The 24,178-nt window shown below is 44.7% G+C and carries 25 protein-coding genes and 1 pseudogene; 4 read left to right on the forward strand and 22 right to left on the reverse strand.

Going from position 1 to position 24,178, the window contains the following annotated elements:
• Window positions 1-3: 3 nt before the first annotated feature.
• The 3 genes from ACUJFL_RS10900 to ACUJFL_RS10910 all read right to left on the reverse strand — a co-directional run bounded on the left by ACUJFL_RS10900 (window position 4) and on the right by ACUJFL_RS10910 (window position 2,288).
• Window positions 4-621, reverse strand: coding sequence for a methylamine utilization protein (locus tag ACUJFL_RS10900; RefSeq protein WP_445427486.1), 618 nt, complete (start codon window positions 619-621; stop codon window positions 4-6).
• Window positions 611-1,471 (reverse strand): DUF4394 domain-containing protein, encoded by an 861-nt coding sequence (locus ACUJFL_RS10905; RefSeq protein WP_445427487.1) that lies wholly within the window; start codon window positions 1,469-1,471, stop codon window positions 611-613. The genes ACUJFL_RS10900 and ACUJFL_RS10905 overlap by 11 nt, the downstream gene beginning before the upstream one ends.
• Before the next feature lie 112 nt (window positions 1,472-1,583).
• Window positions 1,584-2,288 (reverse strand): DUF445 domain-containing protein, encoded by a 705-nt coding sequence (locus ACUJFL_RS10910; RefSeq protein ID WP_445427488.1) that lies wholly within the window; start codon window positions 2,286-2,288, stop codon window positions 1,584-1,586.
• Between the two features lie 159 nt (window positions 2,289-2,447).
• Here ACUJFL_RS10910 and ACUJFL_RS10915 point away from each other — a divergent pair, with 159 nt between their 5' ends.
• Both ACUJFL_RS10915 and ACUJFL_RS10920 read left to right on the forward strand, forming a co-directional pair.
• Window positions 2,448-3,317: a MurR/RpiR family transcriptional regulator gene (locus ACUJFL_RS10915; RefSeq protein ID WP_445427489.1), complete on the forward strand. Its 870-nt coding sequence runs from the start codon at window positions 2,448-2,450 to the stop codon at window positions 3,315-3,317.
• A 131-nt stretch (window positions 3,318-3,448) separates the two neighbouring features.
• On the forward strand, window positions 3,449-4,897 hold the full coding sequence (locus ACUJFL_RS10920; RefSeq protein ID WP_445427490.1) for a protein adenylyltransferase SelO: 1,449 nt from the start codon (window positions 3,449-3,451) through the stop codon (window positions 4,895-4,897).
• Between the two features lie 51 nt (window positions 4,898-4,948).
• On the opposite strand, the gene ACUJFL_RS10925 is transcribed toward ACUJFL_RS10920, so the two are convergent.
• Window positions 4,949-5,872, reverse strand: coding sequence for a sodium-dependent bicarbonate transport family permease (locus ACUJFL_RS10925; protein ID WP_226752113.1), 924 nt, complete (start codon window positions 5,870-5,872; stop codon window positions 4,949-4,951).
• Between the two features lie 91 nt (window positions 5,873-5,963).
• Here ACUJFL_RS10925 and ACUJFL_RS10930 point away from each other — a divergent pair, with 91 nt between their 5' ends.
• Window positions 5,964-6,878 (forward strand): LysR family transcriptional regulator, encoded by a 915-nt coding sequence (locus ACUJFL_RS10930; protein ID WP_229585749.1) that lies wholly within the window; start codon window positions 5,964-5,966, stop codon window positions 6,876-6,878.
• A gap of 27 nt (window positions 6,879-6,905) precedes the next feature.
• Here ACUJFL_RS10930 and ACUJFL_RS10935 read toward each other — a convergent pair whose 3' ends face one another.
• Both ACUJFL_RS10935 and ACUJFL_RS10940 read right to left on the reverse strand, forming a co-directional pair.
• On the reverse strand, window positions 6,906-9,221 hold the full coding sequence (locus tag ACUJFL_RS10935) for a putative bifunctional diguanylate cyclase/phosphodiesterase (RefSeq protein ID WP_445427491.1): 2,316 nt from the start codon (window positions 9,219-9,221) through the stop codon (window positions 6,906-6,908).
• Between the two features lie 188 nt (window positions 9,222-9,409).
• A complete protein-coding gene (locus ACUJFL_RS10940; protein ID WP_445427492.1) occupies window positions 9,410-10,957 on the reverse strand; it encodes a methyl-accepting chemotaxis protein in 1,548 nt (515 codons plus the stop codon).
• Between the two features lie 278 nt (window positions 10,958-11,235).
• Between ACUJFL_RS10940 and sbcB the strand changes: the two are divergent.
• Window positions 11,236-12,668 (forward strand): annotated as a pseudogene (gene sbcB, locus ACUJFL_RS10945) (exodeoxyribonuclease I).
• 48 nt (window positions 12,669-12,716) lie between these two features.
• On the opposite strand, the gene ACUJFL_RS10950 reads toward sbcB, so the two are convergent.
• The 16 genes from ACUJFL_RS10950 to ACUJFL_RS11025 all read right to left on the reverse strand — a co-directional run bounded on the left by ACUJFL_RS10950 (window position 12,717) and on the right by ACUJFL_RS11025 (window position 24,019).
• The gene (locus ACUJFL_RS10950) at window positions 12,717-13,127 is read right to left on the reverse strand and encodes a GNAT family N-acetyltransferase (protein WP_306178550.1); all 411 of its coding nucleotides are present in this window, start codon (window positions 13,125-13,127) and stop codon (window positions 12,717-12,719) included.
• 161 nt (window positions 13,128-13,288) lie between these two features.
• Complete coding sequence (locus ACUJFL_RS10955; protein WP_445427493.1) at window positions 13,289-13,534, reverse strand: DUF6868 family protein; 246 nt, start codon at window positions 13,532-13,534, stop codon at window positions 13,289-13,291.
• A gap of 121 nt (window positions 13,535-13,655) precedes the next feature.
• Window positions 13,656-14,051 (reverse strand): ACT domain-containing protein, encoded by a 396-nt coding sequence (locus tag ACUJFL_RS10960; protein ID WP_445427494.1) that lies wholly within the window; start codon window positions 14,049-14,051, stop codon window positions 13,656-13,658.
• A gap of 210 nt (window positions 14,052-14,261) precedes the next feature.
• Complete coding sequence (locus ACUJFL_RS10965; RefSeq protein WP_445427495.1) at window positions 14,262-15,191, reverse strand: exopolyphosphatase; 930 nt, start codon at window positions 15,189-15,191, stop codon at window positions 14,262-14,264.
• Between the two features lie 481 nt (window positions 15,192-15,672).
• A complete protein-coding gene (locus tag ACUJFL_RS10970) occupies window positions 15,673-16,878 on the reverse strand; it encodes a cation:proton antiporter (RefSeq protein ID WP_445427496.1) in 1,206 nt (401 codons plus the stop codon).
• Window positions 16,879-16,993: 115 nt separating this feature from the next.
• A complete protein-coding gene (locus ACUJFL_RS10975) occupies window positions 16,994-17,224 on the reverse strand; it encodes a lipopolysaccharide assembly protein LapA domain-containing protein (RefSeq protein WP_445427497.1) in 231 nt (76 codons plus the stop codon).
• A gap of 84 nt (window positions 17,225-17,308) precedes the next feature.
• A complete protein-coding gene (locus ACUJFL_RS10980) occupies window positions 17,309-17,647 on the reverse strand; it encodes a zinc ribbon domain-containing protein YjdM (RefSeq protein ID WP_445427498.1) in 339 nt (112 codons plus the stop codon).
• A gap of 216 nt (window positions 17,648-17,863) precedes the next feature.
• Complete coding sequence (locus ACUJFL_RS10985; RefSeq protein WP_445427499.1) at window positions 17,864-18,280, reverse strand: VOC family protein; 417 nt, start codon at window positions 18,278-18,280, stop codon at window positions 17,864-17,866.
• A 108-nt stretch (window positions 18,281-18,388) separates the two neighbouring features.
• A complete protein-coding gene (locus tag ACUJFL_RS10990; RefSeq protein ID WP_445427500.1) occupies window positions 18,389-18,985 on the reverse strand; it encodes a glutathione S-transferase family protein in 597 nt (198 codons plus the stop codon).
• Window positions 18,986-18,987: 2 nt separating this feature from the next.
• Window positions 18,988-20,217, reverse strand: a complete 1,230-nt coding sequence (locus ACUJFL_RS10995; RefSeq protein ID WP_445427501.1) for a serine hydrolase domain-containing protein — start codon at window positions 20,215-20,217, stop codon at window positions 18,988-18,990.
• A gap of 340 nt (window positions 20,218-20,557) precedes the next feature.
• On the reverse strand, window positions 20,558-21,889 hold the full coding sequence (locus ACUJFL_RS11000; RefSeq protein WP_445427502.1) for a DEAD/DEAH box helicase: 1,332 nt from the start codon (window positions 21,887-21,889) through the stop codon (window positions 20,558-20,560).
• Window positions 21,890-22,175: 286 nt separating this feature from the next.
• Window positions 22,176-22,478 (reverse strand): DUF6172 family protein, encoded by a 303-nt coding sequence (locus ACUJFL_RS11005; RefSeq protein ID WP_445424861.1) that lies wholly within the window; start codon window positions 22,476-22,478, stop codon window positions 22,176-22,178.
• Entirely contained in the window at window positions 22,475-22,699 is a 225-nt protein-coding gene (locus tag ACUJFL_RS11010; protein ID WP_445427503.1) for a hypothetical protein, read from the reverse strand. Before ACUJFL_RS11010 ends, ACUJFL_RS11005 begins: the two co-directional genes overlap by 4 nt.
• Window positions 22,700-22,742: 43 nt before the next feature.
• Complete coding sequence (locus tag ACUJFL_RS11015; protein ID WP_445424863.1) at window positions 22,743-23,174, reverse strand: PH domain-containing protein; 432 nt, start codon at window positions 23,172-23,174, stop codon at window positions 22,743-22,745.
• A gap of 85 nt (window positions 23,175-23,259) precedes the next feature.
• Window positions 23,260-23,577, reverse strand: a complete 318-nt coding sequence (sugE, locus tag ACUJFL_RS11020; RefSeq protein ID WP_445427504.1) for a quaternary ammonium compound efflux SMR transporter SugE — start codon at window positions 23,575-23,577, stop codon at window positions 23,260-23,262.
• Between the two features lie 175 nt (window positions 23,578-23,752).
• Window positions 23,753-24,019 carry a hypothetical protein gene (locus ACUJFL_RS11025; protein WP_226752131.1) on the reverse strand — a complete coding sequence of 89 codons (267 nt, stop codon included), beginning with the start codon at window positions 24,017-24,019 and terminating at the stop codon, window positions 23,753-23,755.
• Window positions 24,020-24,178: the final 159 nt, after the last annotated feature.

Below are 24,178 nucleotides of genomic sequence, written 5' to 3' on the forward strand. Positions count from 1 at the left end.
TGGTTAAAACATCGGCGCTAATTGCATTAAGGTTATCTGCTGCTCCGCCATGTTCTCTGTCAGTGTCAAGGGTAGTTTTACAATATGCGTTTCATCTATAAGATCTTTATGCCAAATGCGCAATTGATACTCAGCTGTAGGAACATCCTTTAAGGTGGCCCGGCCATTCTCATCGGTGATAGCATAATAGGGCGTATCTAACGCCACGATCCACGCAATCATATGATCATGAATATTACATCCCAGCACAGCAACACCGCTCTGATCAAACACCACGGGCTCGGCTGGGGTGCCAACATAAAGTTTGATTTCAAATTGTTTTACTGGCGAAAATGAATAAACATGGTGACGCACAGTATCTTCATTCGGGAAACTCACCGCCGTACCTTTAGTAATCACCGTGAGCTCTGGCGTGAATATTTTATCGCGCTGTTTAATTTGCGCCAGCGGCCCAGGTTTAACCAACGCCGCCGCTGCTGTCGATTCTAAAAATACCACTGCATCGTTTACCACTCGCCCCTGAGCATCTTTTACAGTAACGTTTAAGCTCGCAGCCTGAGCGAATGCACTTTGTAAAAGAAGGAATGCAGTAACAAGATAGAGCTTCGTTTTAGGGTTCAATGGCCATTCCTAGAATGGCACTGCCATCAGTGAGTTGCCCTATCAAGTGCGTTTGACCTGAAGCTAAATCAATTTGATAAAGCATAGTATTCGGTTGACTATCAGTAGTGAGCGCGACTAAGCCAATATTGTTGATATCAGAAATATCAAAAGAAACCTGTTGTAAGTCAGGAATACCTAATTGTCCAACGGTAAATAATTGTCCGGTATTAGGTGAAATGCTGGGCGTAACACCCGCTAAGGTACCCTGGGTAACCAAGTTACCGGCCCCAATATCAATGGCATAGTTGCTGGTAACTTTCGCATCCTGCTGATCGTAAGTATAAGCTGCAGCAACAATATTGGGTTTCTTCCCTGCGTGGCTATCCACTGCAGCGTAAGCAAGATCAGGATCTGTCGCGGCTAAAGCCCCCGTTTCAGGATGGAGACGTAAATTTTGGCCTAACGCATTTACCACTCGGATCCGATCAGCTGCAGGGTTAAAATCAAAACCAAATTGTGCCGATTTTAACGTGCCTGCAGGCAACTTATTACCGACTGCGGTCGCCTGTCCCGATGTGGTATTAACGGTATAAAGTTGCCCTTGATTAGATAGCGCAAACAACACGCCATAAGCGACACGATAATCAATACCGACGATCTGCTCACCAGCATTAATACCTTTAAGCGACTGTTGCTTTAATACCGTTTGCGGCGCTTGAGCATTGACCTGCACTAATTGTTGTTTTGCCGTGAGTAACCATACTGTTTCGTTGCCTTTTAACATGGGCATAGTATGTTGTTGGGCGCATAACGCAGCACTGAAGCTCAATGCTATCGTATAAAAGATTGTTGATAACGATAATTTCATAAACCAATCCTGTTATAGAAAATAAACTCTCTAATGGAAATTAGTGCGACCTAGCCGAGAACTTCAACCTTGGCTTCATTGATAACGCTTCTGGTAAATAAAAGCAAAATATTTACACTAAAATAATGGCCAATAAGCCTAATACACCACCAAAAACACCACCCCATACTACTAACCAACCAAGATGCTCGCGGATCATTTGTTGGATAATGTCTTTTACTAATGCCGGGGTTAACTCATCTAAGCGCTGTTGTACGATGTGCTCAACTTGTTCGGCCAATTGATTCAATTGATCGGCCTGTAATAACTGGGCTTGCACTTGCTGATGAAATTCTGGCGTTTGCGTGATATCAATTAACGATTGCTTCAACTTCGTTAAAAATGGCTCTTGTAATGGTTGCAACACTGCACTGCCACCAAACATTGCCAACATGCCGCCTAATGAAGATTGCTCCACCACCTTTAACAAACCGGTAAAGGTGGCCGATAAATCAGTTTTCTCAATAATGGGGGCAAAATCAAAAGCCTGCTGTTGCTCTTTGGCCGATAAAAAACGCTGCATATGTTCACGGCTAAAAAACTGCGTCATGACTAACTGGCGAATACCCGTTTTAAACTCATTAAAACGCAGTGGGATCACGCCCGATCCATATAAAAACGGTACGCGCTCAAACAGCATATGAATGGCTAAGGTATTGGTAATGGCGCCAGCCAGCGCAAATAACCCCATATTGATTAACAAGGCATGGTCGAGAAACCAACCGATCAACACCAAGACACAGGCTAAAAAATTGGTTAAAAAGTTTTTGTTTAACACGGTGTAACGCTTCCTTTATTAGCAACTTACGCGATCGGCAATTGTAAGCGTAGCGTGGCAAATCAGCAATCCTTTAAATTATTCGACGCTAAGCTAAGCTAGTTTTCAAGCAGCGAGTCAGCTTATACTGCACGCCATATTGATAAATACAGAGACGTTATGGCCGTATTACAACGTATTGCGCTAATACAAGCACGCTTACGCAAAACAGAACAAGCAATTGCCGATTTTGTGATGGCAAATCCGCAACTTATTCGTCAATTATCCTCGCAAGAATTAGCACAACAAGTGGGGGTCAGCCAGGCCACCGTAGTACGTTTTAGCCAAAAACTCGGTTATAAAGGCTATCCCGATTTTAAGTTTGCGGTTAATGATACCGTGCTTAACTTTCCTGAACCGAAAGATGATAAATTACACGGTGATATTGCTTTAGATGACTCCTATTCAGAGATGGCCCGCAAGTTATTAGCCGGTAAAATTGCGGTGTTAACCCACACACTTAGCGCAAATGATCAACCACTGATGGAACAGGTATGCCGTATCTTATTGCAAGCGCGGCGTATCATGCTGACCGGTAAAGGCGCATCCTTTTTAGTGGCACAAGATTTTTGTCTTAAGCTGCGTAAATTAGGCATGAACGCGACGGCAGAGAGTGATAACCATATACAGTTAGCTGAGTTAGCCCATTTTGGCAGTAAGGATGTGCTGTTTATGCTCAGTGAATCAGGCGAAACGCCAGAAATGGTGGCGATTGCCCACTATGCACGCAGTCATAAATTAAAGCTCATCAGCTTAACCGGCTTTGCGCCCAACACCATTGCCAAATTATCAGCCGTTAACCTGAAAACCATGGCCAACGAAAGCGCAGTGCGTCTGTCGTCAATCTTGTCACGTAACGCCCAAGAGTTAGTGATCGACTTGCTGTTTATTTTACTGACGCAATCTTCAGCAAAAGGCCGAAAAATGCTCGCAGCTTCCAATGCAGCAGTCAGTCGCTATCGCGATCCCAATGCCAGTAATCAGGCCTAAGTTCCATCCTAGTCACTACTGACGGTAGCGTCTGCTTCCGGCGAGCGTTGTGTCTAGCGTAATACCCGAGTAAACTACTCAACCATTAGTCGCACACGCTGCTTCGCAGCGTATTGAACAGTGAGCCGTTTATGTCGTCATTTCAGCCTGAACACAGTTATCGCCAGTTACCGCCTATCTGTTATGCAGATTGCCAGCCGACACCGGTTAAAGCGCCACAATTTATCGCCTTTAATCAAGCATTAGCAGCAGAGCTAGCCTTACCTGAAGCGTATTGGCACAGCTCTGCGGGCTTAGATTTGTTCAGTGGTAACCAACTGCCCACATGGACAGCGCCTTTAGCGCAAGCTTATGCTGGCCATCAATTTGCTCATTATGTGCCAAAACTCGGTGATGGTCGTGCCATTTTATTGGCTGAAGTACGAGACAGCCAAGGCAAACGGCTTGATTTACAATTAAAAGGCGCAGGGCAAACCCCCTACTCGCGTCGTGGTGATGGTCGCTCGCCGATTGGCCCCGTGATCCGCGAATACCTGATCAGCGAAGCCATGCATGCATTAGGGGTTCCGACTACACGCGCCCTTGCTGCGGTCAGTACCGGAGAAGTGGTTTTTAGAGATGAAGGTTTAGCGGGCGCTATTTTAACTCGAGTGGCCAGTAGCCATATTCGTATCGGTACCCTACAGTTTGCAGCAAGCCAAAGCGATAACTCGGTGGTAAAAGCCTTAGCCGATTATGTGATTGAACGCCATTACCCAACATTAACTCACGCAGAAAACCCTTATCGTGGTTTGTTACACGCCGTGATTGCTGGCCAAGCCGCCTTGGTGGCGCAGTGGATGAGCTTAGGTTTTATTCATGGGGTGATGAATACTGACAATATGTTGTTGTCGGCGGAAACTATCGATTACGGCCCTTGTGCTTTTATGGAAGCCTACAATGCGCAGCAAGTGTTTAGTTATATTGACCAACAAGGTCGCTATGCTTACAAAAATCAGCCTGCAGTAGCGCAATGGAACCTTGCTCGTCTGGCCGAAGCACTGCTTGGCTTGCTGGCGCCGGATCAAGCCGCAGCCATTGAGTTAGCCATGGCCGAGTTAAATCAATTTCCTGATATTTACCAGCAACAATGGCTCAGTCGTTTTGCTGCCAAACTGGGTATTGCTAACCCGGTTGCGGAGGATCGTTCGTTAATTGAAGATTTTTTAAACTTATTACAAGATGCTGCGGCTGATTTTACCTTGTCATTTCGAGATTTATTAAACGCTGATACACCTTACTTACAGCAAAAGATCGCTGTAGCGCCATTACAACAATGGCTAGCTCGCTGGCAACAGCGTTTAGCAAGTCAGCAGGTTGCTGCTCACGCCATTATGGCCAAAGCAAACCCCGTACTGATCCCACGTAATCATCTTATTCAACAAGTGATTGATGAGATGAGTGATACCGGTGATTTAACCTTGTTTAATACCCTGCATAAGTTGTGGCAAGATCCCTTTAGCGCTACGCCAGAAAATGCACCATATCAACAACCGGCGAGCGCCGCGCAATGTGTTAAACAAACCTTTTGTGGCACCTAACGAGAATAATGCGGGTTGAGCTCAACACTTCGCCCGCACCACGTTAAAGTTTTAAGCTAACCAGCTTTGATAAAGCGGAATACCGACGAGGATATTAAACGGAAAGGTAATGCCCAACGAGGCAAGTAACGCAAGGCCTATATCGGCTTGCGGAATCGCGGCACGAATAGCCGCGGGTGCGGCAATGTAAGACGCACTGGCCATTAAGGTCGCTAACACTAACGCACTGCCTGCGGGTAAACTGAGCAAGGCCGCTAACAGTAAACCAAAGCTGGCTAACACCATGGGCGTCACGATTGCGAAGATCATTAAGCGCCATTGCCGCCATGGCAAAGGTTGAAATACTTTAGCGGTACATAAGCCCATTTCAAGTAAGAATAACGCAAGTAAGGTTTTAAAACCGCCCACCAAGACGACTGAAATATCTGCCAGACCTGACTGGCCATATAAGGCGCCAATCACCAAACCACCGGTGAGCAAGAGTACGCCACGGCTGGTTAACGCTTCATGTAAAATCGCTAAGCCGCTGGCTTTGCTACCATTAAGATAACGGTACAACCACAGCATCATCACAATGGCTGGCAACTCTAATAACACCAAATACAAGGTTGTTTGTGGAGACATCGCTAAACCACTGGCGCTGACCACCGCGAGCACCACCGCAAAAGTACCAGCACTGACTGAACCATAATGCGCCGCAATACTGGCTGCATCCGCGCTTTCTAATTTTACTAACTTACGTAACACCGGATAGAGCACCAAGGGCAACACGGCACCGGCTAAAATAATGCTACCTAACTCAGGCAGTAATGGCAGTAGCGGTACACCATGTAATGCCATCCCACCTTTTAAACCAATGGTCAGCATTAATAAAATCGATAAAGTTTCATAAATCGGCACGGGTACTTTTAAATCAGACTTAACCAAGCCTGCAATCAGACCCAACGCAAAAAACATGATGACGATATCTGGCATTTTTAGCTCCTTTCATTTTGGGCGCTATCTTGCCTAAGCCTAGCTTTTTATGCTAATTAATAATAAAGCAAATCAATATAGATAATTATCTATGGACCAGCGTTTACTAACCTTTCGTTTATTACAGGTTTTTCGCCAAGTGGTACAGCACGGCAGCATAACCGCAGCTTCACGAGCGCTGCATCTGACACAGCCCACCGTATCGTTGCAACTTAAAAAACTCAGCGATGCGGTCGGTACGCCGCTGGTCGATTATCAACAACAAAAGTTACAGCTCACCGCCGCAGGAGAGTTACTGTACCAAGCGGCTCAAGATATTGATGAACGGCTATCAGAACTCCGTTTTCAATTAAGCCAACAACAAAGCGGTAGCATCGGTAGCATCTCACTGGCGGTAGTGAACACCGCTCAATATTTATTACCCGAGCTATTAGCGGCGTTTTATCAAGATTATCCGGCGGTACAAGTGACCTTGCATATTGGTAATCGTGCTCGCATCTTAGAGCGGTTTGAACAACAACAAGATCACCTCTATTTGTTTAGCCACCCACCCAGTGGCGACCATGTGCATGCTAAACCGGTTGTGCGAAACCCACTGTATTTAGTCGCGCCTTTAACACATTGGGCGGCTAAACAAAGCAAACTGAGTTTTCAACAATTAAAAACAGAACGCTTCTTGTTACGTGAGCCGGGCTCTGCCACACGGATGATTTTTGATACTTGGCTAAGTAGCCAAGCGATTGAATTAGCGCACAGTATGCAGATAGAAACCAACGAGGCGATCCGCTTAAGCGTCAGTGCCGGTTTAGGCTTAGCCGTGTTGTCAGCACATACATTGCAGCTGCCCCATGACCGATTAGTTATTTTACCGGTACAAGGCTTTCCATTGAGTAGCCATTGGTATTTAGTACGCCATGCCAACAAACGCTTACCGCCAGCCGCGGTGCGTTTACAACAGTTTATAGAGCAAAGCTTGGCCAAATGGCACGATCCGCTTGGGGTTTAAACGAGACTAAACGACGGTACTAACCGCTTAAACTTCATTAAAAAACGTACCACCTTGACTTGAAAACGATGTTAACCAAAGACTGAAATCTTCAGCAGAAAGGGGTTTAGAAAAATAATAGCCCTGCACATTCTGACAACCCGCTTGCAGCACGCTGGCTAAACCACTGCGATTCTCTAGCCCCTCTGCTGTGACTTTCAAACCTAAGCCCATTGCCAGCTGAGTGGCGGCTTTAACAATCAACGCATCTTGAAAATTATTTTCAATGTCTTTAATAAAAGCACGATCTATTTTAAGCTCATGCACCGGTAAGGATTTTAAATAAGCTAATGACGATTGGCCTGTTCCAAAATCATCAATGGCTAACCGAATACCCGATGTTTTCAATTGATGTAAATTATTAATGACTTTTACCGTGTCTTGCATGACAGCGCTTTCGGTCATTTCTAAACTTAAGGCTGACACTGGCACTTGCCACTCTTCTAGCCACTCGACAATCGTCTGCGGTAAATGTTCATCTAATAAATCATGAGCCGACAAGTTGACCGAAACCGTCAGATCCGGATGGTCTTCTTGCCAGGCTGCCAACTGCTTGATCACCGATTGCAGCATCCAATTTGAAATTAAATTAATATTACCCGAGCGCTCAGCCAATAAAATAAACTCGACAGGTGAAATAAAACCCAATTGCGGATGTTGCCAGCGGATCAAGGCTTCAGCACTATTACAATATTTCGCTAAAATATCGACTTTCGGTTGATACACGATATACATCTGACCGCTGCACAAAGCTATCGGTAAATCACGAATTATTGTCAGCTCTCGCTGATGACTTTCATCTTGGCCACTTTGATACAGCGCCAGCGCCAAACCCTTATTTTTGGCAGAGTTTAAGGCAATATCTAAGCGACGCAGCACTTTATTCACATCGTTCTCGCCTTGACGATATAAATAACTACCCGCTATCAATTGCAAAGAAATCGCCGAGCCAGCAATATCAAAAGGTTGGCTTAATTGTTTTAACAGCACATTACGCGCGATATCACTGATGCTTTCGGGTAAGACAATTAAAAACTCATCGGCGCCTAAGCGTGCAGAGAAAGTAATGTCATTATTTAACACCAAACGAGAAGCCAATTGCTGTAACAACACATCACCGTTGCTAAAACCAAAACTATCATTAACATGCTTAAATTTAGCGATATTAATTTGCAATAACTGGCCATCACCCAACGCAAACAAGCGCGGCAAATGTTTCTCCACCGCCAAACGATTACCTAAACCCGTTAAGCTATCTCGCTCGGCTTGTTCTTTTAATTGCGTTTCCCTTTGATAGATACCCGTACGCATTCTAGTTAATGTATTGGCTAACATGCCAATTTCAGCGAGTTTTACTTCCGGTGCTGCAACTGTTGAGCCCTTGCCTATCGCAGTAGCAAACTGCACTAACTGTTCTAAAGGGCGTGTAACACTGCGGGTGTAAAAGAACGCCACGACTAAAGCTAAAGCCAACCCCAGACTAAAAATTTGCACTAATTGACTACGTAACTGCTGATAATTACTTAACCAACGCTCATTCGGTAAGTGCAGCCAAGCCCATAACTGATTATCTTGATCTAAAGCAAAGGCTTGCGAAATGTAGTTTTCACTCTCATCCATTAAAACTTGCGACTCACCCAGCAGCACGTTTTGCAGCATAGCTGAAAATTGTTGTTGTGCCCCCGGCACTAAGGTCGTTGTTAACATGTTACGGTTAGCGCCAGATAATTGAGAGAAACTGACATCCAAGCCGGTGATATTCTGAATTTGCAGTGCAAGCTGCTCATCGACAGTAAACCCCATGCCAACCCAAGCCACCACTTGCGGGGCTCGAACCGGCACTAATACGATTTGATACGCTTCGTTGTCTAAACTGATGATGTCGGCAAAGGCGCCCTGCTGTGAACGGGCGGCTTGAAAGCTTTTCTGTAAAGGATCAAGATTGGTTATAGGCAATGTTGACGCTAGCATGCGACCATCAAGCGCAAATAATACCGCTAAATTAGCATAAACTCTGCCGCCATGATTTTCTAAAACACTTTGAATGGTGCCTTGCTCAGCAGTAGCAACGGCTTGGCGAAAGCCAAAATCAGCCGCTAAAATGCGGACACTTTCCGTTAACTGATCGCTTCTAACCTGCAGTGTTTGCCGAAACACATTAGTAGAAACTTGGAGAATTTGACGGGCTTGCTCTTCGCTATCTTGGCGCATCGTGCTGAGGGTAGCGTAGCCGGTAACGACTGAAAGCAATACCAGTAAAGCAACCAGCAATAAGGTTAACTGACTACGTAAAGAATTAAACATCTCGAGCCTTCAGCCTAAATTAACACCTCTAATACCCAGAGGAAAAGTTAAAAACATGATATTTATTTTTAATAACAAGAAATAAGATGCACCGGAAAAGCAGTACCGTCAATCATTACGTTGTAAATAATTCAATACTTTTCAGGCTTTAACCTATCAAGGTGTTAAAGCCCTATGTGAATAAAATACTAGCGTTTAAAGCGATGCACCATTTCCGCTAAATCATCAGATACGGTGTTTAGTTGCTCTAACGTTACTGAGGCTTCAATGGCGGCTTTAGTACTTTGCTCTGCTAAAACCGAGATATTGACGATCTGCCGATTAATATCGTCAGCGACATGCGCCTGCTCTTCCACCGCGGTAGCCATTTGAGTCGACATTTGAGCAATATCACTGACTGCAGCATTAATACCATTTAGCATATCGCTACTTTCTTGCACTTTATGTACACCGGCATCAGCGTCAATCGCGCCTTGTTTAGCCACTTGCACGGCATTCTCTGCACGCGCGGTCAACTCCGTAACAATGCCATAGATCTCTTGCGTAGACTGTTGCGTGCGCCGAGCTAAATTTCGTACTTCATCAGCTACCACCGCAAAACCACGCCCCTGCTCACCGGCTCTGGCCGCTTCAATGGCCGCATTTAAGGCCAATAAATTCGTTTGATCGGCAATTTGTTCAATCATTTGCGCCGCTTGCACAATCTTACCGGTTTGATCGGCCACTTCGGTAACCGAATGGCCAATAGTCGCGACGGTTTCCCGCAGTTTCTCTATCGATTGACGGGTGCGATCAGCAATTTCATTACCTTTGCTTGAGAGTTTATTCGCTTTGTCGGCCTGCAAAGCGGTATCCGTAACATGATGCGCCACTTCCGCTATCGTGGTGGTCATCTCATTCATCGCCGAAGCCACCTGCAGCGTTTCTGCTTGCTGACGATCAATTTCGACATTTGCTTCACGCGTGAGGACCAAACCACGGCTTGAATCACGTGATACATCTTTTGCCGCACTTTCTATACGGGTAATCATCGAGGCCAAATGCGCCCTATCGCTTAAAATACTGACTTTTAATAACCCTATTTCTGAGCGATCATCGGTGTAACTTGACGCCGCTAAAGGATCGGTAAAACGCCCCGCTAATAAGGTTTTTAAATCACTTAATAACTTAGCGCGTCGTTGCTGATAAGTTGCAGCAAGAAACAGTAAGCCAGCTATCAACACCCATTGGGCAAGCGCTAAATCGGCTAACCAGAATGTAGCGGCACTGACGATCAACGTGGCGAGTGATACCATCAAAGGAATACTAGGTAAATTTAATGATTTTTTGCCTTGGCTGATCTGCTTGTAGAGTTTCTCTGCACGAATCACGTCCTCTTCTCTAGGGCAGCTTCGAACCGATTCATAGCCAATGACATTGCCCCTTTCCGTGATCGGCATGACATAAGCATCAACCCAATAATAATCACCGTTTTTACAACGATTTTTAACCAGCCCCATCCAAGGTTGGCCTTTTTTTAAGTATGACCACATATTGGCATACGCTTCGGGAGGCATATCAGGATGGCGCACTAGATTGTGCGGTTGGCCAATCAACTCTTCACGAGAAAAACCACTGATCTTCATAAAAGCATCATTGCAGTCAACAATGACGCCACGGGTATCTGTTACTGAAATTAACCGCTGTTCAAGGGCAAAGCGTTGCCGTTGATTTGTTACTGGTAAATTTTTTCTCATAACGTATTGTTAGCCTTTGCAAAGGGTCAGATACCGTAAAAGATCATAACCAAGAGTTGAACTTAGGAACCGATCATCAATAACAAAATTTGTTAGTAAAACCGGAACCTACCAACATAAATCAAGCATTTACATAGTATAAGCATAACAGAGATTTCGACATTCAACCTGATTGTAAAAAAATTAACTGCTGCAGCTTTTAGCGAAGCCAGTTATTTTACGGTATGATCACATCATCTTAAGTTGCAGCTTCGCTGCTCTGATAAAAAAGGTCTGGCATGACTGATTCGCCGAGTTTTTATTTTTATGATTACGAAACCTGGGGCGCCGATCCTAAGCGCGATCGCCCCTCGCAGTTTGCCGGTATTCGAACAGATTTAGCCTTAGATGAAATCGCTAAACCGGACATGTGGTATTGCCAATTGGCGCCTGATTATTTACCGCACCCGGCTGCCGCGTTAATCACTGGCCTGACCCCACAACTGTGTAATCAAAAAGGCTTACCCGAAAATGCCTTTATGCAGAAGATCTTAGCACGTTTTAGCCAAGCCAATACCTGCGTGTTAGGCTACAACAGCCTGCGTTTTGACGATGAAGTAACACGTTACAGTTTATATCGTAATTTCTTTGAGCCTTATGGCCGTGAATGGCAGCAAGGCAATAGCCGTTGGGATTTAATTGATGTGGTGCGCGCCTGTTATGCTTTGCGCCCAGAGGGCATTGTTTGGCCACAAAAAGAAGATGGTAGCCCCAGCTTTAAATTAGAAGAATTAAGTAAAGCTAATAACTTAAGCCATGCTAATGCGCATGATGCCCTCTCTGACGTATATGCCACCATTGGTTTAGCCAAACTGATTAAACAACAACAACCCAAGTTGTTTCAGTACCTCTATGAACTGCGCAAAAAACAAAAAGTAGCAGAGTTGATTGATGTTGCAGCTTTAACCCCCTGGTGCATGTGTCATCAAAATTTCCAGCCACGCAAGGCTGTGTTAGTTGGATTGTGCCACTTGCCTTTCACCCTACTAATAAAAACGCGGTTATTTGTTTTAACTTACAGCACGATCCTCGCCCTTTGCTAACGGACAATTTAGCCACACTGCAAGAAAAGCTGTATAAAAAAACCATTGATCTGGCTGAGGGTGAACAACGGCTGGGCTTAAAATTAGTGCATTTAAACAAATGCCCTGTGTTAGCCAATGCCAAAACACTCACGGTAGAACGTGCCACAGAGTTGGGCATCGACCGTGCCACCTGTTTAGCGAATTTAGACTGGATCAGGCAACATAAACAAGTGCAACAAACTGTGGTGGATTTGTATCAATTACCCCATGAGTATGCTGCAGAGACTAACCCGGATTATCAATTGTATAGTGGCTTTATTAGTGATGCTGACAAACAAAAAATGCAGCAATTACAACAGATGTCAGCTGAGGTGTTAGCGGCTAATCCACCCATATTTTCTGAAGATCGCCTTAATCGTTTATTATTTTTATATCGTGCTCGTAATTATCCGTTAACCTTAACTGAGGCCGAGCAACAAAAATGGCGCCGATATTGCTCAGATAAGCTGTTACATGGTGAAGATAACCCCAACTTAACCTTTGAACAGTTTACGTTGGCCTTAGAACATCTTGTCGAATTACACAGTGGCGATGAGAAAAAAATCGCCTTATTAAAATCCTTGTATCGTTATGTTGAAGCGCTCTAATGCCCATAGCGATGACTTAATACTGCCGTGGTGGGCATTTCACTTTAACTACAAGGTTTTTGTCATAAAGTATTTCTCGCCACCGGCAAACGGATAATCTGCTTGGGTCCATTCTACGCGATAACCTTGGCGCTGATAAAACGGGCGCGCCTGAAAGTTTAGCGTATCTAAAATGACATAACGACAGCCTCGCGCTTTCGCAATCGCTTCGGCCTCAGCCAACATTGCCCGTCCGATCCCTTGTTGTCGCAGCGAAGCATCTAACCAAAACGACTCTAAATAAAACCAATTGCCAAAAGTACGACCGGCTAACGCCGCTAATAACTCGCCGTTATGGCCAACCTGCTTTAACCCCAGTGGTTGCCGCTGACTGGCATCCCAATGCAGCGCGTTAAATTCAATAATTTTTTGTTTTGCGATTTCAGCAAAGGCATCGTTGTGTTCACAAATAAAGGACATAGGTTCTGATATTCGTTCAGTAGGATTATGACTGCAGTATGCCAAGGCTGCCGCTTTTAGCAAAGTGGCACAGCGGCTGATCATCAAATTATGTTGCTGCAATCAGCCGATACACCTTGCGATGTATTCATTATCAAGATCCAACGAATGTATGTTGAACACTAAAAGCCCATAATTTTTAACGCCAAATAAGGCGCAACGAAAAACGTCAGCGTTATCACCTTATACTGGCTTAAAAAAGCATAAAACTTGAGTTGTAAAGCGGCGTCATCTAAGTCAAAAAATTTTTGATGTAAGGCGACGGCAAGATTGCGCCCTAACATCAGCATCAAAGAAACGAAGCTTAAATAGGCCAAATTCAGCAAAGTTGCCCAACCGAGCAACTCTGTAAGCTGGGATAACGTCATACCGATGCTCCTTATTAACGACAGTGATCGGGCGTTACCCCCTCAACCTGAGCAAGCAGCCCGAAGTCAAAAACGGTGTTGAGGGATCTCAAGCATAAGTCATTTTATCTAAACTACCAGCTTAAACCATTAATTCGTTTAAAGCCGCTAAAGCCGCTGTCGCTTTGCTGGTTGGCACAAAAATATGATCATGGTAATAAGCCGCCATAACATTCGCACTAATGCCTTTTTCGGTTAATTTGGCGGCAACGGCAGCGGTAAGCCCCACCGCGTCTAAACTGGAATGCACCGTTAAAGTAATTTGTTTAAAACTACTGCTGTAGGCTAAACCGGCTTGATCTGCCGTCGTTTTTTTTAACACTAAGGTTAAGCCTTCAGGTTCCAGAAAGGTAGCAAGAGGGTCGAGCGTCAAGAAATGAGCTAAAGGTTGTGTCACCGTACAAAACACCCATTCATCAGCCATGAGCTGAGGTTTCAATCCGGCCAACAATTGTTTTAATTCGACAATAGCAGTCATATATTACCTTTAAAAATAGGGAGTTATGACAATAAGCGATACCTTAGAGGCGCAGGATATCCCAATTAGGGATCAGGTAAGCAAGGGACAATCGCTTGTAAAAACGGGCGACACAAAACCCTATTTTTTGTATCACCCGTAAGGAGCACTTAAACGCTGTCACAATCCAGAGGAAGAGCCAGCGTTGTTGCAGTTCAGTTTGTAAGCCGTTTAGCCATCAGCATTAATCTGTTTAATTAACGCTTGTAGAGTAGTGAGCGCTTCATTTTGTGGGATCTGACAAGTCCCCGCAGCCTGATGCCCCCCACCGCCGTATTTCAACATTAACTCACCCACATTGGTTTTTGAGCTACGATCGAAAATGGATTTACCGGTAGCGAACACAATATTTTGCTTTTTAAAGCCCCACATGACATGAATAGAAATATTGCATTCAGGGTATAAAGCATAAATCACAAACCGATTACCGGCATGAATGATCTCTTCATCTCTTAAATCCAGCACCACCAAGTTTTTGTGCACTTTAGCACAACGACGTAACTGTTCTTTGAACAAGACATCTTGCTCAAAATACAGCTCTACCCGCTCATATACGTCAGGTAACGCCATGATTTCAGTAATAGTATGGGTTTTGCAGTAATCAATCAGATCTAACATTAAGTTATAGTTAGAAATACGGAATTCACGGAAACGCCCCAAACCAGTACGGGCATCCATTAAGAAATTGAGTAAATCCCAACCTTGTGGATTTAACACTTGTTGCTTAGTAAATTGCGCCGAATCTCCGCGATCTACCGCTTCCATCATGTCATCCCACTCTGCCGGAAAAGCATCATGGCCGCCATAATAATTCCACACGACACGCGCAGCGGAGGGGGCATCCGGCTCAATGATATGGTTACCCATTTTTTCATTGCGGATAGTTTCAGAAAGGTGATGATCAAATGCCAGATGAATACCAGGTACAAATGGCAAATTGGTTGAAATATCATTGCTTGAAACTTCAATTTTGCCATCTTGCATATCTTTTGGATGTACAAAGGTAATGTCGTTAATCATATTGAGATGCTTTAATAGCACGGCACATACCAAGCCATCAAAATCACTTCTCGTGATTAAACGGTATTGTTTTTCTGACATATTTTCCTCTTCGATCTCGAATAAACGGACTAATTCTAATTAGCGCCAAAATTGTTCGGCATCCCCGCAGGCATGTTTTTTTAAAGCTCAGGTCGGGGCATTGAATCGTAAACACTTTATGCTGTTCTCTATCATTACACACTGGGCGAAAAAAGCCATGCTATAAACCCGTGTAATACAAAACTTCTTTCATTTGTCGGTGAGGTTGCTGCAGTTTTAAACGATACGGACAGGTTCGAAGGCCGAGCCTTGCCGTTCAATTTACTTAAATAGGACAACAAGCTACAAGCTTTGCGCTTAACATTACAAAACAGTAATAAGCACAGCGTATTATAATCAGCCACGCTGAAAACGTAACCTAACCTCTTACGCAATATATTCCATATCGACGGCGGTTTGCAGGCTGATAACAACGGGTTTATTAACAACAGTCTTAACGCGACCAAACCGCGTATAACACTTAGCCAAAATGCTGGCGTGTTTATTTTGCTAAAGGGATGCGCCGAAGTAACACAGGTAAGCCCAGCATCGTAAATAACACCGTCATAAAACAGGCTAAAATCATAGCGCTAAACACGCTTTGGCTGACACCCGCCTCTAGGCCTTTTTGCATCACTACCATCGCAATCTCCATACGTGGCACCATACTCACGCCAAGTAACAAGGCGGCGCCAAAGCCCAAGCGAGGCCAGGCAGGTAACATCACCCCGAGTATTTTACCCAGTATGGCAAACAACACTAACACCGCCGCAGGCCAGATCAGGCCATCAAGACTACTGATCTCAAACAACATACCAAGACTGATAAAGAAAAACGGCGTTAAAAAATCGTATAAGCCATTTAATACCGGTTGCTCATGCATGGCACTGGGATCGCGTGAAAATGCTAACCCCGCAATAAAAGCCCCCACTGCCAGCGATAAACCCGACACTTCAGCTAATGCCGCAACAATAAAACCTACGGCAACCATAAAGACCACTAATTCATGCGACACGGCATTGCGCGCAATCACGCGGGTTAGCCGTGGCTCAATGTGTAATGAAAAAAACCACGCTACCACGGCAAAAGCGGTTAATAACAGCACGATATACCCAAGATTATGGACCACATCCAAGGGCTGAATAGCGGTGCCACTGTAATACAGCGGTAACAGTGCCACTAACATAGCCACTAAACAAATGGTACTAAGATCATCTAACTCCGCAACATCGAGTAGCAAGGTGCCTTGTGGCGTGCTTAACTTACCGGCGTCAGACCATAAACTCACCGTCACGCCAACACTGGTTGCGGTAAATGCAATGGCGATAAATAAACTGGTCACTACATCTAACGACAGGATCCAATAAGCTGCAAGAAAACCTAAAGCACCACTGACGACCACATTCCAAAGCCAGATCCAAGAGGCATTAGGAAGTTGCGTACGCAAACCTTTTAAATCGGCATTAATGCCGACTTTAAACAGCAGCATAATCAACCCGGCTTCACCTAGCACGCTCAAAATAGCGCGCATTGACAAATGGCTAGTCGCCATATTGCCATTCACCACTTGTCCCACCACGATACCAATCAGCATAAACATTAACATCGGTGGGCACCATCGACGGTTCACAAACAAACGCACCAGCAATATCGCCAAGAAGATCACTCCAAGCACAAAGATGGCGTAAAAAGTATGTTGTTGCTCCATCAGCGAGCGATCCTTTTCTTAGGCGAGTGCGGCGAAGTAACGCTTCGTTAGGTAAAATGGTTTAGCGCTAAAAGCGAATATACCTGGCTTGCAGGCAAACTTAAGCCGAATAAATTTAGTCAGCTGTAGTCAAATCAGTGGTTTTTTTGCCCTTGCGCATAAACCAACGCGTAACCAAAACACCCAAAACAAAACCTATCAGTAATAAGAATAACATCATGAAGATACGTGACAGCGCAAAGCGCCAAAACAAGAAACTGATCTCAACAGTCTCAGTATTTTGCATCACAAAAATCACGGTGCAACTGAGCAAGATTAATAACATTATCGCTTTAAATTTTGACATAAACAGGTCATTCCTTATGATATAACCGAATGAGGTTTGTACTGGGCTGAACCTTTGCTCATCAATGGCTAAGTCAAGTTAGCCCTAAGCTTTTTTCACAAACTCTGACTTTAATTTCATGGCACCAATACCCTCTATTTTGCAATCAATGTCATGATCGCCACTCACCAGTTTAATATTTTTTACTTTCGTACCTACCTTAACCACTAACGATGTGCCCTTCACTTTCAAATCTTTGATAACGGTAATGGTGTCGCCGTCTACTAACTTATTACCATGTGCATCTTTAATATCAAGCTCATCCAACACAGCAATATCATCACGGCTTTGCCATTCATGTGCACACTCAGGACAAATGAAGAAGCCTGCATCTTCATAGGTATAAGGGGAATAACATGTCGGGCAGTTGGGTAAATCACTCATGATAGCGTTCTCAATGTCTTCATTTAGCTAATGGCATGCCAAATCTAAAGGCGTGATATACCCCCGACTTGCATCATTTAAGTTTAAAATAGCTATAGTTTACAACCTGGAGCCAGTTTACAACGGATAGCCTAATAATACTTTGATTTAAAATAGGTTTTGTACTTTTACTTGCCTTGATCTAAAGCCTGCATCTCCCTGTAAGCGTGATAAGCCCTACGCTTTAAACACCTCAGTCTCATCGCTAAATGATTTAAACTCTAATGGATTACCACTGAAATCTAATACAAACATAGTGTGTTGCTGGCCGCTTTTACCCGCATAACGCAATTGCGGTTTTACGATAAAAGTCACCTTCGCTTGTTCAAGTTTTTGCGCTAAGCTCGTAAATTGCTCGGCAGTTAATAAACAACCAAAGTGTGGGATCGGCACGGCTACGCCATCTACTTGGCCACAGTAATCCAGTGCGCTCTCTACTACACCCACATGCGCTGATAGTTGATTACCATAAAAATCAAAATCGACCCAATGTTCGGTCGAGCGCCCTTCTATGCAACCTAATATATCGATATAAAAAGCCCGTGTACTGGCCAGATCTTTGACTTTAAAAGCATAATGAAAAATATTACTCATAAATTACTCTGCAAATAAGATGACAAAAAAGCGTTATCGCCCAAACTAACAAGCTCGCGCGGCTTATTAACCGTTACTGTTAGCTTGCATACCACCATCAGTACCGTTTTATGCCATAGCCTTATAATGAGGCAACTGCGTTATCCGTTTTAACCATGCCTGTATAGCCGGATAAGCGGCTAAAGCAAAGCCTCCCTCATCGGCAACATGCGTATAAGCGTATAGCGAGATATCGGCAGTCGTAACTTGCGACCCAGTAAGAAAAGGCGTTTTAACTAATTGCTGTTCCAGCACCGCTAAGGCTTTATGCCCACCCTGCTGTTTCGCCGAGTACTCTGACGCTCTGTCTGCAGGTAAGCCTAAATATTTATTAATAAACCGCGCGACGGCAATATAAGGTTCATGGCTATATTGTTCAAAGAACTGCCATTGCAAAATCCGAGCGTGCGCCAATGGCTCAGTGGGATAAAGCGCGCTGCCATGAGCTAAGTAATTTAAAATAGCGTTAGATTCTGACAAAGTCTGCCCATCATTCAGCACTAACAGCGGAATTTTGCCATTGGGATTAAGCGCTAAAAAAGCGGCGGTTTTCGTATCACCTGCCAAGATATCTACCGCCTGCCATTGATGCGGGATCTGCAACAAACTACAGAGTAATTGCAGTTTATAACAGTTGCCCGATTGGCTATCACCATAAATTTTCAAGGTTAATCCTTCACGGAGTTTGAGTCGAAGTGCGCTGATAATGCCTTGAAAAAGGTGTATTCGTCTAGCCCCGCCATACCCAGCGGTTTAGATTGCGCACTCCACATAGCCACCACCAAGTTTTTATCGGGGTCGACAAACACGTACTGACCAAATATGCCCTCTGCCGCATAACTGCGGCCATGCATAGGCCAAAACATATAGCCATAGTCGATAGTCTCGCCCGCGATCACTTGACGCGAGCTCGCTTGAGCCATCCAGCCTTTGGGTAAAATACGTTGCTGATTAATCACACCATCATTTAATAAAAACAAACCAAAGCGACCATAATCGCGCAAAGTGGCTGATAAACCACTGCCGCCAATTTCTAAACCCTCTGGCGATTGCAGCCACCAGTTTGCGTCTGCTTGCATGCCCATTTTCGACCAAATTTTTTCGGATAAATACTCGGCAACAGGCTTACCGGTGGCAGCGGCAACTAAAGCGCCAGCCAGTTGTGTTTCACCCGTGCTGTAATTCCAAACACTGCCGGGCGCAGCCGCGCGCGGTAATGAGGCCATCAAATCTAAAATGGCCCCAGGTTGCTGGCTTAATTGCGCTTCAAGCATGCGTCGTCGATCGGAGTTGGGATCGGTGTATGTTTCATTCCACGCTACTCCCGAGCTCATTTGCAGTAAATGTTTAACCGTTACACCCTCGTAAGCGCTACCTTTAAAGCGCGGCAGATACAGCACGATAGGATCATCAATACTGTTAATAGCACCGTCATGGATCGCCGCACCGATCAGAGTGGCGGTGATTGATTTAACGACCGACATCGACATCCAGCGGGTCTTGGCATCGTTACCCAGTGCATAGTGCTCAAATGAAATCTCACCGTTGTGAATAATTAACATACCACTGACCCGATTGATTGAGAGCACATCAAACATGTCGTACTGTTCGCCGGCAACCTGATAACTAAAATCGGTCAGCGGTGTTTTACTCAGCGGCAACGCGCTTACCGTATCGCCACGAGCAACCGCGCGCGTCGGAAACAGCCTGTCAATATTGCGAAAGGTATTCACCTGCAGATCAGGGTAGAGCTTGCCATCATACACTTGCCGCACACTGCCAATAGGCTCCGCCGCATGACGGTAAGGCTGTTCAGTTGCGCTAAGCACACCACTTAGTAGCAACAGCGCCACGCTGCAGAAGATGGTTAATTTAGCTTTAAAAAGTGACCATAACATCAGATAAACTCCCGGTTTAATCTCGCTGGTAGCAAATAACTCCAAATAGCTTGTGCCAACACGTGTTATTGCGCGTTGCTCACAGCCCGATGGCGATAACTTAGCCTAGATTAAAGCACATTCTTTAACCTCACGAAGGACTTAAAGCTATTTTACCGCCAATAACCATTTGCTCCGTCGATTGAGCACGAAGTCATCACGCTAATAACCACATCAATATTCAGCGGTATAGGCCTATCAATAAAAATGCCGCCGAAGATGGGCATCTTCGGCGGCATTATTGAGTATGACAAGCGCGGTTTATTTGGTGCGTTTGCTTTGAGCGCCTGCTCTTTTTGGCTTATTGGCAGTCGCGCCACTGGATTTTTTTCACACTGGCCGGTTTTACCGTATTGGCATCTGCTGGCTTGGCAGTGCGCGCTTTACTCTTGGGCTTAGCTTTGCCTGCAGCATCCATCTCAATGGTGGTTTCACTGGCTTTATTGGAGCGGCCTGACAGTACTTTGCGTGAGATACTTTTTAGTAATGACGCGCGGTTACTAACTTCAAAACCAGGCTTGATAATGCGCTCAATCTTAGCACCAATCAGCTTTTGAATACGCTCTAGTGTTTGCTCTTCTTCACGGCTAACAAAGGATATGGCATCACCCGCCGCACCAGCGCGACCAGTACGACCAATCCGGTGCACGTAATCTTCTGGCAAGTATGGCAAGTTGAAATTCACCACATAGTCTAAGCCTTGAATATCTAAACCACGCGCCGCCACTTCCGTGGCGATCAGCACTTGTAACTTAGCCGCTTTAAAATCTGCGATGGCGCGACGTCGAGCGCCTTGGCTTTTATCGCCATGACACACTGCCGCGTCTATCTTACTCATTTGTAAGCCGGCTAATAACCGATCAGCTTGCTCTTTGGTACTGGTAAAAACCAACACCTGAAACCAGTTTTTCTCAGCTAACAATTGCTCAAACAATTCAATTTTTCGGTTTTCTTCAACCGAGTACACCACATGGTTAACCGTATCGGCGGTACTATTCACCTTTGCAACGCGAATTTGCTGATGATTGTGCAAAATCTTATGCGACAGTTCATTGACGGCTGGCGATGTGGTTGCCGAAAACAACATGGTTTGACGATGTTTCGCGGTCATTTGTATCAGCTTTAAAACATCAGTAACAAAGCCCATATCCAGCATACGATCCGCTTCATCTAGCACCACAAACTCAACATCGCTTAATATCACGTGACCCAGCGCTAAGTGTTCCAGTAAGCGACCCGGTGTGCTGATCACCATATCGATGCCGGCTTTTAACTTATTCGCTTGGCCACCCATCTTCACACCGCCATATAAGGCAGTGACTTTTAAAGTAGTGAATTGAGCATAGCCGTTGATCGCATCGGCTAATTGCTCAGCCAGCTCACGCGTTGGCGTTAAAATTAAAGCACGAGGACGCTGTTGTGCCGTGTCTTTGGGTTTATCCAACATGCGTTGTAAAATAGGCAAGGCAAACGCCGCCGTTTTACCCGTACCGGTTTGCGCTGTTACTTGTAAATCTTTACCACGTCGTGCTGGCACTATGGCTTGCGCCTGAACCGGCGTCATGTTGGCATAACCCATTGTTTCTAAGGCGCGTTGTAACTCTGGCGCTAAATCTAAAGATGAAAATTGCATAAAGGATCCTCTGTAGAATAGCTACAGTCAAAAAATAAGAGGCGGAATATACAGTATTTTAGCGGTTTAACAGAGGATTGTTTGTTATTGCGTCAATTTTACTAAGTAAAAACGGCTGAAAGCTTGGAGTACTAAGCCAATATAACACTAATCTATCTAACCCTGCGTTAGCTAAGCACCTTAAATACTTAGCTTAAACGTGTTTGCCGCTGGCAAATCACAGCACGGACATATTACTCCCGTGCTTTTCATATCCTAGCACTCACTCAGTGCCAGCACTGGGCGTTTATTCCAGATTTTCGTCAGCACGTGGCGCGTGCTGGCAGGCTTTAGCCAATATTTCCACGTAAAAAGCGTCGAGCTGTTGCTCGACGGCCGCATCAATATGTTTATTGATTTCAGACGTAAAAATCTTTTTAGCCACGTCTTGTGTTGCGCCAAAGCGGCAATCAAAGGTCCAATAGTCAGCACCCGCAGGCAGTTGCTTGCGTCGCTCTCTGGCTAAATACTTTTTAATATCGTGTTTAATAGCGTCCACCAAACGAGCAGGTTGCAATTTTGGATGAGTTAACGCGAATGTCTTTTTCATAAATTCCTACAGAGGTACACTAAAGAGTCAAAGCTAAATATGCTTTTGGCCGCGTATTCTACATGGATGAGCGACAGATAACCGCTTCTATCTGCACTTTTTGTTAAATCTATTTGAAAACAATGCCAGCCTGCTCGCCCAAACCAAGCCATTGCCATTGCCATTGCCATTGCCATTGCCATTGCCATTGCCATTGCCATTAAAAGCTTTACTAATGACACTGTCTTGTCCAGGCTAAATCGTGAGCGATTAATGTCTTCTTGCTTATTGTTGGCTAAGCGAGTTTTTATCGGCTCGAAGTAGCAACAAGGCTTGAAGAAACTGCTGTTGCTGCTTTGGCGAAATCATCAGCGAGCGACCTTGGCCATAATCAATCCGCAGTCGATCTAGTGACAAAGCTGGGCTCGATAAAGGATTAATGGTTGGGGTAATGTTGCTAATTTGCACAATCGGGATTTGCCACTGAAAAGGACCACTTTGCACCAGCAACTGCTGCTCTGTTAGGGTATAGCGAGTACTGTTGAACAGCCAAATAGGTAACCCTGCGCTTACCAGCAGCGCGAATAACGATGCGACAATATCAGCATTGTCGCCGCTATTTAAAGAATAGATGACACCATAAAGTGCCGAAAGTGCTGCAGCAACCAGCACGATCCCCAGCCAAGTATCCACTTTTGATCTAAAAACCTGTGTCATATCGCTGCTCCTGCTGCGGTATTTAACAGCAGCCAAAAGGATTAAACCTCAAAGCGTCAACGTTAAGGTTTAAACGACCATGAGGTTAAATATGTGCCATTTTAAGACCCACAATACCGATACAAATCAGTGCTAAACTCGCTAATTTAAGCGCGCTAACAGACTCGCCAAACAAGAAAATACCAAGAATAGCCGTACCCACCGCACCAATCCCCACCCAAACAGCATAAGCCGTACCAACGGGTAAAGTTTTCAACGCTATCCCCAGTAAGAAAAAACTGGCGATTAAAGAGCACACGGTGGCGACAGTCGGCCCAAGCTTTGTAAACCCATCGGAGTATTTCAAACCAACGGTCCAAGCAATTTCCAACAGCCCAGCTACAAATAAGACAAACCAACTCATAACAACCCCTTTTTAAAATCTGGGGTCGTCCCCGAGCACATCGAGCGGTGAGGTCGTCCTCACTTCAAGCTGTTTAGCATTTCATCATAGCACTTCACAAAAGAGCCAGTGCAATAAGGAGCCAAAAATAAGGTAAAACGTTTGGCCGCTTGCTTAGCATGGTGATTAACTGAGTTTATCGATTCGGCACTTTCTGCAGTGTTTTTACAAACCACATAATATGCCCACAATCTAGGCATGCTAAGGTTGTCGCAGTTTTATTAGCCCAATCCAAACCGACAAAACTCATGCCCGCAGTATTTAATTGCGCCTGTCCTTCGTGAAAAAACTCATTTTTACACTGATTGCAGGTAATTCTGTGCTCATTAATTTCGTATCGATGTGGCCCATTTTTCATGATGAGATAATCGATACCGCTTTGGATTTTATTTCTCAAACTCATGACTATCCTTGTTAATCTTTAGTTTGTATAAGTGAGCAACAGTTTTAAGGAATAACAAATATCACTTTAGAGGTGAAATACATAGGTGAGATATTTACCACAAACTGTGCTGCAGCAGTAAAACCCGCTTTAATGCTTAAATGACCTTAACAACTGATG

The sequence above is a fragment of the Alishewanella sp. HL-SH05 genome (genome assembly GCF_052655985.1).